Origin of the sequence: Pseudomonas bohemica (assembly GCF_002934685.1) — a bacterium.
Lineage (GTDB): Bacteria > Pseudomonadota > Gammaproteobacteria > Pseudomonadales > Pseudomonadaceae > Aquipseudomonas > Aquipseudomonas bohemica.
In genome coordinates, this window is sequence record NZ_NKHL01000109.1 from 141,097 (window position 1) to 149,954 (window position 8,858).

An 8,858-nucleotide genomic window follows, 5' to 3' on the forward strand; every position below is an offset into this window, starting at 1 on the left:
GGACGTGCATCAGGCCGACGCCTTTATGTTACGCAGCTCGCGCGGCATAGCTGGGAAGTCGATGGCATAGTCCCGAATGAGGCGGCGCAAGTAGCAAGTGCTGATGCCCATGTGTTTGGCCGCCTGGTTGCGACTGACGCCGATATCTCTGAGCGCCTTAATTCGCACGACGTTTTTGGCGTCCTCGATCACATTGCTTGTGTTGTGAACCAGGTTCTCCGCAGGATTGGTCGCCGATTCCTGAAACTCGAAACCGTGGGCTTTCGCCAGGGTGTACAGCTTCTTGCGGCTGACGCCCGTCGCTTTGGCGACTTCACCCTGGGTCATGATTTTCGCCATGTCCCGGATCTGGTCGGGATCAACCAGCGGCGCGGTTTTCACTGTTTTGGCCTGCGCCTCTTCGATGTCCGGGACGATTCGCAGGCGCTGCACCGTTTCTTTCTTGCTGCGCCGGGCTGGAACCGGCTTGCGGTCGGGTGATTCCACCGGCGCGGGTGCGGTGCGGTATCTGTAAGGCCGGGGCGCTGAGCGTGGCCCCGGCAGCTCGGACACCTGACCACCACGGCGCAGGAAGTCAGCCATTGCAGCAGCAAGTCGGCCTGACTCGACCTGCCTTTCCTGAACGGTGCTGAGGTTGAGGCTGATCATGCCGCCACCTGCTGCAGGACAACCCCATCCATGCTGAATGCTTCGCCATGGATGTGGACGAGGTCGTCGAGTGCGTCCCAGTTGACTGTGAGCACCGAGATCGGCGCCCGACCTTCATAGACAGCCTTTACCAGCGCCTCCAGATCGGTCACCTGGGCTTCGAGTTTCATCGGCTTCGGCGGCACTTTTGCGGCCGGGGCAACCGAGGTGACGCGCTGTACAGGCTGCTCGACCTGCTTAGGCGCTGGCGCCGGGGCCTTGGCTTTGGCCTCTGCTGCTGCGCGGTCTTCTGCTTCACGTTGCAACCGCCGAGCTTCCTCCTGGCGTATCTGCTCGCGCTGTGCTTCGAGCCGGGCCTCTTCAGCCTTCTGGTGGTCGCTGATGCGAACCTTGATCAGCGGCACGAGGTCTTCGTTCTCCTTCATCACGAGCTGCTGAACGTCGTTAAAAAGGAAGGTGTAGTCCGCAGCGAGTTCGACCAGACTGTTCAGGTTGGCGCGCATCCTGTCGCCGATCTGGCTCGCGTCGATCTTCGCCCGGGCAAGTTCGCTGTCAGCCGCATCGCGCAGGCTGGCAATCGTCTTCTTGCCCTTGATGGCACCGGCGAAGTCAGCATCGACTTTCGGCATACGTGCTTTGCCGCCGAGCGTGTTGTTGATCTGGTCGATGTGAGTCTGCAGCGACTTCGCCGCGGTCATCACGATGTCTTCGCGGATGGCTACCTTTCTTGCCGAGACCAGTTTGTTGAGTTCCAGCCGTTTGGCGCGCGCTTCGCTGCTGATCTCGTCGATCGCGCGGAAGAGGGCGTCGATGCTTTCGGTCTGGCTCAGCGCATGCTGCTTTGCCGCCGCCAGGCGATCTTCGACCTCACCGCACCACTTCACGTTTTTTTCGGCGTCGGCAAAGTGCTGGTCGGTCTGCAGGTCAGTGTTGATGGATGCGAACATGGCCAGCGAGTGAGCCTTGAACTGCTCCAGGTTGCTGGCGGTGACCATGCCCGTGACTTCGATGCGCAGTGCAGGCAGAGCGTCAGGGGTTTTGCCGACGACCTCCGCAACCGCCTCGACTGGCTCGTAAGCTTCCAGGTCAGCTTCGAACTGCTTCCAGCCAGCGACGAGCTTCGCGGCACGGCCGGGCACCGGGAAGTAGTCCATCGACACGAAATTCTGCTCGGTGCCGTCGGAGCAAACAAAGATCACTTTTTCGGCGCCGGAGACCAGCAATTGCTGCTCAAGCTGCCAGTAATAGTGGGCGTCCAGGTCACCGGCGCGCACATCGGCGGCGAGCTGTTCGTTCCACATTTTGTGTTCGAACAGGATCTCACCGAGCATGGTGCAGCCATCGAGGGAGGCGAGCAGGTTGCCTTCGGTACCGACAACCGGGAATAGGTCTTCGCCGATGCGCTCTTCCAGAATTGGCCGTGCTCGGGCTTCCGATTCGTGGCCTTTGTCGAACAGGTATTTCTGCACCCACCACGAAATATCCCGATCAAGACCGGTCTTCTTAGCGTGGAGCAGTTCGGTGCGTTTCATCTGCTTCGAGGCGCCCATCATCGCTGGCGCTTCCGAGGCTGTGTGGTAGTTGGCGCGCAGCGCATGCCACTCGGGAGATCCTTGTTCTACTTTATGGACTTTCATTCTGCTTCACCCTCAATTGGTGCCATCCGATTGATTCGATCAATTTGGGCATCGGTCAGCGTGTATTTGGTTTGTAGGAAGCTGATCAAGGATCCCGGCGTTGCCTTCCCCTCATCGACACCTGCCTGCCACGCAGGGATCTTTTCCTCGAACTTGTCTTGGTCGAATGCCTTTTTCGCTTCCGGCTCTTGCTTGGCGGCAGGCTGCGGGCTGATGTCCCGAACAGTCTCCATCGCCTTGCCCTCCATTTCTTCCGCCGTCGGAGCGGAGCCGACTTCCGGGAATGCCTTGCGTAGCGCCTGAGCCTCTGCGCACTTCGCGATCTGTCCACGCGGTCGCTTGGCCCACATGGTGTTAGGCGCGCCCGAATCCCCCTTCTCGGCATAGTTCTCAAGCCAATACTCGGTTGCGGTGAAATGGCAGATTTGGCCATCGACCAACTTGTCCACCGTCACTCGGCACCACTCTGGATACTCAATGCTGGTCTGTATGAACGTTTTCTGCCGCTTGCCAGTAGGGCCGTCGACCCACACTTCCTTTTGAAATTCCAAGGCGCGGGTGGGGCCATATTCAGGCTCGCTGACGCCGGCGTATTGCCCAGTGCGAGAAGCGTTGATTCGGTACAGTCCGATGCCCGGCATCACGACATCGCGATTTGCCTTGATGTCATTGCCGTATTGATCTTTCTGTCCAGTCGAGACCTTCATCGGAACGATGTGGACTGGCTTCTGCATTGGATCAAGGCCGGTGGCCTGGCAGTAACCGATCACCATCTTGATCGAGGCGTCTGCCGCACCCGGGTAAAGACTGCTGCGAAGGACATCGATCAACTCTTGTTCATCCAGCGCCAGTGACGGCACGGATTCTTGGCGTTGCATTACTGCAGACATGACTATCTCCCGCGCCATCCGTGTGCCGGGGCGCTGCGATTGAATGGGGTAGGGGTTAATGAGTGATGCTGTCTGCGAGGGAAAGCGCGAGCATCAGTAGGGTGAAGGCGGCGAGTACCGGGAACGAACCGCGCCAGAAGATGAGGCGGCGCCGGCGCTGGTTGGCGTTCATGGGCAAGGCCTCGGCTTTGGCATGGGACGACGTTTCAACCAGTCAGCCTTGATCGGATGCTCAAGCTCAGACACCAGCATGTCGCGGCGCAACTGGATTACACCGCGCACTTGAACCCGTTGCTGAACGTCCTCGATCTGCTCGTCTATCAGGGATGGAACGAGTGGTGTGGTCATTGGGCATTCTCCAGCTTGATATTCTCTCCCACCCACTTGCGCATCCGGACCCAGCGCTGCTCGGGAGTCTCTGCCAAGTAAGAGCCTTCGTCGTTCATGAAAACGATTTCGGCGGCCATAGCTGGAGCTATACCGAATGCTTCGGCGACTTCCTCTCGATCATCGGGGTCAAGCCCTTCCATGTTTATGCCGCGCTTCGCACCTAGAACCCCGATCGTGCAGAACTCGCCCTGTGCTTGGAGCTCATGAGCAATCAACCGCTTAACCGGCATTTCGTCCAAGGAGTCCGCAAGCTGATTTAGAAAGGCCTGTCCTCGCTTACCCCGCAATGCCGACTCAACTGCGCCGCGCCAACAGATCAAGTCCCAACCGCCGCAATCGTCTGTATATCCGCTTCTGCTCATGCCGCCTCCTTGCGCTTCTCACATAGCCTGTGAAGTCGAGCGCTGTAGTAATGGAAGTCTTCTTCGTCAATCAGGCCAGTGTTTCTCGCCCGAGTGATCTGGTTTTCGGCAATCGCCTCGAAATAAGGCGATGCGCCCGGTAACTCCAAGTCATCCAGCGACCGTCCGAGAAGGGCGTGAATGCTCATAGCTCGTCATCCTCGGCCTGGGCGATCAGCGCATCCTTCGCGAACGGTCGCAGCAGTGATTCGGCAATCACACCGCGCATCCCGTATGGATGGTCGCTGTAGCCGATCAGCACCTCGGCGACTGATTTGGTGGGGGCGCCCGCAAGGCCAAGCAGTACCGCTTCGCCAAGCGCGTCACACTGAACGACATGATCGGCGAGTCGGTTGTTGACGTGCATGTCTACGGCACGCCGGAAGTCTGCTTGCGTTACCGCCTGCGCAGCATGCATCCGGCGCTTGAACTTCACATCGTTGCCCTGGATCAGCTGCTCAATCGAGTCAGTCACCCATTCCTCAATCGCCCGTTCGTGGCTGTCATCCACCACCGGAGGCGTCGTTTTCCAATCGTCGTAGTTGCGTAGTGCATATCCCATGATCGCCTCCTGGGCGCTGATTGACCGCATTGGTCGGAGTCCAGACGCGGGTGACCAACCTCTGCGCGCCGTGTGAGCGCAGATCTGGAATCCGCCGATGCGGTCAGGTGGGGTTAGCTGGGCAGATCAGACCAACCTTGAACGGGGTTGGTGAAGTATTCGCCGTAGTTCGGGATGTAGTCGTTTTCCGAATCTGGACCGCGCTCATACAACTCGCACAGAGGGGTGAAATGCCCTGCCTGCCTGTGTTGTGGCGTTTGGAAAATACCAAGGCAGTAGCGAAACTCTTCAACGGTGAAATCCTCATATCCGGTCGGATAACCCATGAAGTATGTTGAGACCCGAATTCGATTTCCGGCCTTCATGTTCAATCTCCTTGCTGATTAACCAAACACACACGACTGCTGCATCGAGAACGCGTTAGCGCCGATGGGCAGCGGGGATGGAGCAGTTGTTTTGTGTTCGGGAGGGTGTAAGAGGGGTGTTACGCGGTGGCTTTGGCGATGGCAGCGCGTGCGGCTAACACCTTGTCGTCGTGAGTGCTGCCACTGTTACCGGGATCTTCGTAGGCAAGCAGCAGGCCGTCCAGAGCGCCGAGCAATTCAGTGCGCTGAGCATCAGCGGCTGCCAATTTCCTCGACAGCCAACGAATCCGATCCTTGACCGCCGTCATCCATACAATAGGCGGGTGATAATCAGGGTCCTGCGCCATGACCTTGGCTACATCGAAAGGCGCGTCGTAGTTCATGAAGGCGCCGTTAGCCAGCTCATCATCGGTGTACTTGCCCAGCGCCAACTGCGACCGCTCACCGTCGTAGCGACCTGCGTGCGGGTCTTTCTCACCATTGACTCGCCACGTTGCGGCAGGCGTTGACTCACTCATCGCAATCTCCTATTGCTCGCTCACTGGGAAGGCAGTGGCTACCTGTTGAATGGGGGTGATGCAGATGTCAGGACTGGCGAACCGTTCCTGATCCCGGCGTTATTCACCTCGTCGCGCTCTCAGCTGTAGGCCGCGATCAGGTATCCGGGGAAGAATTGGCGTTTCCCGCTTACTGCGGTTCATCTGCATCGGGGTGTGATCTATCCAGAGGTGCGGTCTCTTCAACAGTCCGCCGTTCAACTCGCAACGCTACAAAAGCTCACCACCAGGGGCTGCTTGATCGCTGGCTTCATCCTCGCCCCACTGTGGAGCCTTGAGATAGATCACACTCCGATACAGCCTCTTTCGAGGTGATCGGGAAGGTCTCCAACCTTCTGACGGGGTCTCTGATTATTTAAATTGCCGTAGGCCCGTGAAGCGGCAATTTCGTTGAGGCTTGCGCCATCCCGCTGCGCACTCTGGGAATGCGCAGAAGGATGATTCAACCGACCGCCTTGGCTGTCGCAATCTCATCGTGGAGGGCTGCGATGTCGGCTTCACAAGCGACGAGAGCCTCACGCTCAATCTTGTTCAGCCGCGCCAAAGCCATTTCGGAAAGCCTGGGGAACTCCCGCCGAATCACGGCTTCCATCGAGGTGTTAAAAGCATCCGGCGATTTGTGGTAGTTGGTCGCCCCGGCGTATGCCTGACCGCCGTATTCGGCCGTGAAACTGACCTTCACCAACTCATATGGCCTTCTGGATTGCGAGTCGATCTTGTCCTTGTTCGCCAGCCAGTCGGCGGCGTTCTTGGTGTTGAACTTTGTTTGCTGGTAGTGCTTGTAGCTTTCCATCGTCTTGCCTCCGTTAATCAAAAGCAAACCACCATCAGCCCAAAGCCGAGGGCTTACATCGTAAGGCTTGCTGCCAGTAACCCCCATGATGGAGGTGGGTATTGGATTGTCATGGTGGTGCTCCGGGTTATCGCCAGCCGTCACGCTCGAGCCAGTCGTTTATAGACTTGGCGGCAGGCGGGCCTAAGTGCATACAGGTGAAGGCGAAAGATACGCACAGCGTTGGCAGTGTCAGGACAAACCACCACGAGCCAAGCGCCGCTACGTATGCGGCAGCTGACACGATGAAAACCGTCAGCGGCACGGCGACTTTCTTCTGTTTCGATGTGATCTTCATAGTGCATATCCAGTGGATTTTCCGAATGCCGCACGGGGTATGCGCGGCATTTGTGAAACTCACTGTTCGGCTGAATCTTGTTCAAGCCAAGCAATCTTCGGCGCCTCTTTGCGAAGCGCGTAATACTCGACCTGAACCTTTGCGCTGTTGATCATCTTGCCGCCTAGGTTAGCCAGTTCAGAAGCGTCTGCCGCTTTCATCTCGCCTGCCTGAAGCTGGCGAAATACTTCAGATAAACTTTTGCGCAGCTCTTCAGCATTTTTCATTTGAAATCTCCTTTATAAGTCGTTTCAACCTTATCAATTCACGCCTTGCTTCAATAAGTTCTTGCGGCACATCACTAGACTTTAAAATCTTTGAGTACATGGTTATTCGGTATGCAACTAGATAATCCGGTATGCGCTCAGACAACGCCCTGTTCTTATCGGAGATTTTTTCTTTATTGTTTTTCCGATACTTAGCACTTCTAGCTGTGTATCTTTCTCTATTTGCTTTTGCATGATCAGATTTCTTTTTGGATATTGACTCTGCATTTTCTGCGCAGTAGCGTTTTTGGTAAGCGGAAATATGAGCCTTGTTTGCAGCTCTCCACGCAGCTTTGCAGGCAGCGATCTTGTCTTTATTGTTAATCCTGTAAGCAGCTTTTATCTCGCGCTTGCATTGCCTGCACTGGAGCAGCCTGCGGTAAAACTGGTCGCCTGGCTTTTTCATTCCGCATCTTGAGCAGGTCTTGGAGGATTCATCCAAAATAGTCATTTTCATCGCCCTATTTTTGACTTCCCTGATACCCCTGTCTCCAAGGGCATCGAGGAAATCTGTACCCGGCCTCGCTACTGGCGACAGGCCGGGGTATTGCGTCAGCGGTGTTGGCCCGTTGCCCGCTGCTGATGGCAGAGAAGGCCGTTCATGTTCGTTAGTTGGGCGGTGAGCTTCCTCACCAAGGCGTCAATCAGCATCTGTTCGCCTTGAGTCACAGGTCCCTACAACATGCACGCTGCAGCTCGTTTGCCCGACTGAATGGGGCAGGGTGCATGAGGTCCGGCGCCCCTCAATGCCGAAGCTCGGGGCGCTAATTCGATACGGTGTTACTGGCCTCCGTTACACGCCACGGTGGGCTGGGCGAATACTTGTTCGGGAACCCTTAGGGTTCAGCAAGTCGGCCACGCTCTTCGCTGCCGACACTCTTTTGATCTAGGACCCTTCTACGCTGCGGGCCACGGGGCGAGGCTTCCCCTGTACCGAACTTAAAGGTGTTCGGCTCGCTACCTGTCTTGCTGCTTTGCGGCCGGTGTTGATCCGGCAAGGTGTGTCGCTAAAGAGCACAGGCCCTGTTCAGGCCCTGGCGCAGTGTTTGTCGCTGCGATGGGTGAACAATACCGGCGGTATTTTATGAGGTCAATACCTCCGGTCATGTATTTTTTATAGCGCGTAAAAAAGCCCGCAGGGAGGCGGGCAAAGAGGCGTTCGTTTCTCAGTCTTCTTTCGGTACCACCCAAGACACCAGCACTGAGCCTTCGCCACGATGCTCTAGGGTTACGTAGTCGGCTTCATCGATGTCTATCAGGAGCTGTTCCCAGTCCTCTGTCAGCTCGTCCGGAGATTTATAGATAAACGCCCGCTTCGAGGCTTGGGCGCTCGTTGAGTTGATGATCCGCTGGACGCGCGTCGCGAGACGATCATACGAACTGGGATTCGGTTTTTCAGGCGGCTTAAATTTCGGCATCGTTGCGGCTCCATAACTGCTCATGCATACAGTATTTGTCTGCTGATGAATGGCCAACCGGGGCGGGGCAGTCTTGTACTCTTTCTCGAAGCAAGCACAAAGAACCTGCTCAGGCGGCGGGCTACGGTGCACTACGTTATTGGTTCGGGTTCATCAACCTGCCGATGCAACTGCCGATCAACTTGCGGTTCGCCTCCACCGCATCCAGTGACTCCCGTACCGACTGCGCTACGACCGGGCTATCCTGCTCATCTATCCAAGTGGCAATGGTTATGAGGGCGTCAGAAATTGCGTGCTGGTTACTCAGCATGGCGTGCAGCAATGTTGCTCTGATGTCGTCGTTCATCGATTCACCTGAAGCGTGAGAGTTTTATGGGGCACCGACGGCGAAATTCCGATGCGAAGCGAAGGCTATGAGCCGCGAAATTTTCAGAGATGCGGTAAATAGTTAAAATTCCGACGTTCTTGCAAAAAGGAGATAAACGGCTTGCAGCGGCGCCGGGAGCGCAACACCAGCAATCAACGGCGGGCTGCGGTGCAGGTCGTTACGAAAGG

Annotated in this window: 15 protein-coding genes; all 15 read right to left on the reverse strand. The window is 56.7% G+C overall.

Annotation, left to right across the window (positions count from 1 at the left end; all coding sequences use genetic code 11):
- Positions 1 to 9: 9 nt before the first annotated feature.
- The 15 genes from CE491_RS15475 to CE491_RS15545 all read right to left on the reverse strand — a co-directional run bounded on the left by CE491_RS15475 (position 10) and on the right by CE491_RS15545 (position 8,649).
- Positions 10 to 648: a hypothetical protein gene (locus CE491_RS15475; protein WP_110949190.1), complete on the reverse strand. Its 639-nt coding sequence runs from the start codon at positions 646 to 648 to the stop codon at positions 10 to 12.
- On the reverse strand, positions 645 to 2,285 hold the full coding sequence (locus CE491_RS15480; RefSeq protein ID WP_110949191.1) for a YqaJ viral recombinase family protein: 1,641 nt from the start codon (positions 2,283 to 2,285) through the stop codon (positions 645 to 647). Before CE491_RS15480 ends, CE491_RS15475 begins: the two co-directional genes overlap by 4 nt.
- Positions 2,282 to 3,175 (reverse strand): phage recombination protein Bet, encoded by an 894-nt coding sequence (bet, locus tag CE491_RS15485; protein ID WP_234407610.1) that lies wholly within the window; start codon positions 3,173 to 3,175, stop codon positions 2,282 to 2,284. Before bet ends, CE491_RS15480 begins: the two co-directional genes overlap by 4 nt.
- Before the next feature lie 168 nt (positions 3,176 to 3,343).
- Entirely contained in the window at positions 3,344 to 3,523 is a 180-nt protein-coding gene (locus CE491_RS15490) for a hypothetical protein (protein ID WP_110949192.1), read from the reverse strand.
- On the reverse strand, positions 3,520 to 3,927 hold the full coding sequence (locus CE491_RS15495) for a hypothetical protein (RefSeq protein WP_110949193.1): 408 nt from the start codon (positions 3,925 to 3,927) through the stop codon (positions 3,520 to 3,522). Before CE491_RS15495 ends, CE491_RS15490 begins: the two co-directional genes overlap by 4 nt.
- Positions 3,924 to 4,115 (reverse strand): hypothetical protein, encoded by a 192-nt coding sequence (locus CE491_RS15500; protein ID WP_110949194.1) that lies wholly within the window; start codon positions 4,113 to 4,115, stop codon positions 3,924 to 3,926. Before CE491_RS15500 ends, CE491_RS15495 begins: the two co-directional genes overlap by 4 nt.
- Complete coding sequence (locus CE491_RS15505; protein WP_110949195.1) at positions 4,112 to 4,528, reverse strand: hypothetical protein; 417 nt, start codon at positions 4,526 to 4,528, stop codon at positions 4,112 to 4,114. The genes CE491_RS15500 and CE491_RS15505 overlap by 4 nt, the downstream gene beginning before the upstream one ends.
- A gap of 113 nt (positions 4,529 to 4,641) precedes the next feature.
- Positions 4,642 to 4,893 carry a hypothetical protein gene (locus CE491_RS15510; protein WP_110949196.1) on the reverse strand — a complete coding sequence of 84 codons (252 nt, stop codon included), beginning with the start codon at positions 4,891 to 4,893 and terminating at the stop codon, positions 4,642 to 4,644.
- Positions 4,894 to 5,012: 119 nt separating this feature from the next.
- Complete coding sequence (locus CE491_RS15515) at positions 5,013 to 5,411, reverse strand: hypothetical protein (RefSeq protein ID WP_110949197.1); 399 nt, start codon at positions 5,409 to 5,411, stop codon at positions 5,013 to 5,015.
- Positions 5,412 to 5,892: 481 nt separating this feature from the next.
- Positions 5,893 to 6,243: a hypothetical protein gene (locus CE491_RS15520; protein ID WP_110949198.1), complete on the reverse strand. Its 351-nt coding sequence runs from the start codon at positions 6,241 to 6,243 to the stop codon at positions 5,893 to 5,895.
- Between the two features lie 127 nt (positions 6,244 to 6,370).
- A complete protein-coding gene (locus tag CE491_RS15525; protein WP_110949199.1) occupies positions 6,371 to 6,580 on the reverse strand; it encodes a hypothetical protein in 210 nt (69 codons plus the stop codon).
- A gap of 59 nt (positions 6,581 to 6,639) precedes the next feature.
- Entirely contained in the window at positions 6,640 to 6,846 is a 207-nt protein-coding gene (locus CE491_RS15530; RefSeq protein ID WP_110949200.1) for a hypothetical protein, read from the reverse strand.
- Complete coding sequence (locus CE491_RS15535) at positions 6,833 to 7,336, reverse strand: hypothetical protein (RefSeq protein ID WP_199885126.1); 504 nt, start codon at positions 7,334 to 7,336, stop codon at positions 6,833 to 6,835. Before CE491_RS15535 ends, CE491_RS15530 begins: the two co-directional genes overlap by 14 nt.
- A gap of 715 nt (positions 7,337 to 8,051) precedes the next feature.
- Positions 8,052 to 8,303: a DUF1654 domain-containing protein gene (locus tag CE491_RS15540; protein ID WP_110949202.1), complete on the reverse strand. Its 252-nt coding sequence runs from the start codon at positions 8,301 to 8,303 to the stop codon at positions 8,052 to 8,054.
- Positions 8,304 to 8,439: 136 nt separating this feature from the next.
- Positions 8,440 to 8,649, reverse strand: coding sequence for a hypothetical protein (locus CE491_RS15545; RefSeq protein ID WP_110949203.1), 210 nt, complete (start codon positions 8,647 to 8,649; stop codon positions 8,440 to 8,442).
- Between the last annotated feature and the right edge of the window lie 209 nt (positions 8,650 to 8,858).

What these genes read in the sequence shown, in the direction of transcription:
- CE491_RS15535 (WP_199885126.1), bottom strand. Translation starts at nt 7,336, where the DNA reads ATGACTATTTTGGATGAATCCTCCAAGACCTGCTCAAGATGCGGAATG.
- CE491_RS15480 (WP_110949191.1), bottom strand. Translation starts at nt 2,285, where the DNA reads ATGAAAGTCCATAAAGTAGAACAAGGATCTCCCGAGTGGCATGCGCTG.
- CE491_RS15510 (WP_110949196.1), bottom strand. Translation starts at nt 4,893, where the DNA reads ATGAAGGCCGGAAATCGAATTCGGGTCTCAACATACTTCATGGGTTAT.
- CE491_RS15500 (WP_110949194.1), bottom strand. Translation starts at nt 4,115, where the DNA reads ATGAGCATTCACGCCCTTCTCGGACGGTCGCTGGATGACTTGGAGTTA.
- CE491_RS15530 (WP_110949200.1), bottom strand. Translation starts at nt 6,846, where the DNA reads ATGAAAAATGCTGAAGAGCTGCGCAAAAGTTTATCTGAAGTATTTCGC.
- CE491_RS15475 (WP_110949190.1), bottom strand. Translation starts at nt 648, where the DNA reads ATGATCAGCCTCAACCTCAGCACCGTTCAGGAAAGGCAGGTCGAGTCA.
- CE491_RS15505 (WP_110949195.1), bottom strand. Translation starts at nt 4,528, where the DNA reads ATGGGATATGCACTACGCAACTACGACGATTGGAAAACGACGCCTCCG.
- CE491_RS15525 (WP_110949199.1), bottom strand. Translation starts at nt 6,580, where the DNA reads ATGAAGATCACATCGAAACAGAAGAAAGTCGCCGTGCCGCTGACGGTT.
- CE491_RS15545 (WP_110949203.1), bottom strand. Translation starts at nt 8,649, where the DNA reads ATGAACGACGACATCAGAGCAACATTGCTGCACGCCATGCTGAGTAAC.
- CE491_RS15540 (WP_110949202.1), bottom strand. Translation starts at nt 8,303, where the DNA reads ATGCCGAAATTTAAGCCGCCTGAAAAACCGAATCCCAGTTCGTATGAT.
- CE491_RS15495 (WP_110949193.1), bottom strand. Translation starts at nt 3,927, where the DNA reads ATGAGCAGAAGCGGATATACAGACGATTGCGGCGGTTGGGACTTGATC.
- CE491_RS15520 (WP_110949198.1), bottom strand. Translation starts at nt 6,243, where the DNA reads ATGGAAAGCTACAAGCACTACCAGCAAACAAAGTTCAACACCAAGAAC.
- CE491_RS15490 (WP_110949192.1), bottom strand. Translation starts at nt 3,523, where the DNA reads ATGACCACACCACTCGTTCCATCCCTGATAGACGAGCAGATCGAGGAC.
- bet (WP_234407610.1), bottom strand. Translation starts at nt 3,175, where the DNA reads ATGTCTGCAGTAATGCAACGCCAAGAATCCGTGCCGTCACTGGCGCTG.
- CE491_RS15515 (WP_110949197.1), bottom strand. Translation starts at nt 5,411, where the DNA reads ATGAGTGAGTCAACGCCTGCCGCAACGTGGCGAGTCAATGGTGAGAAA.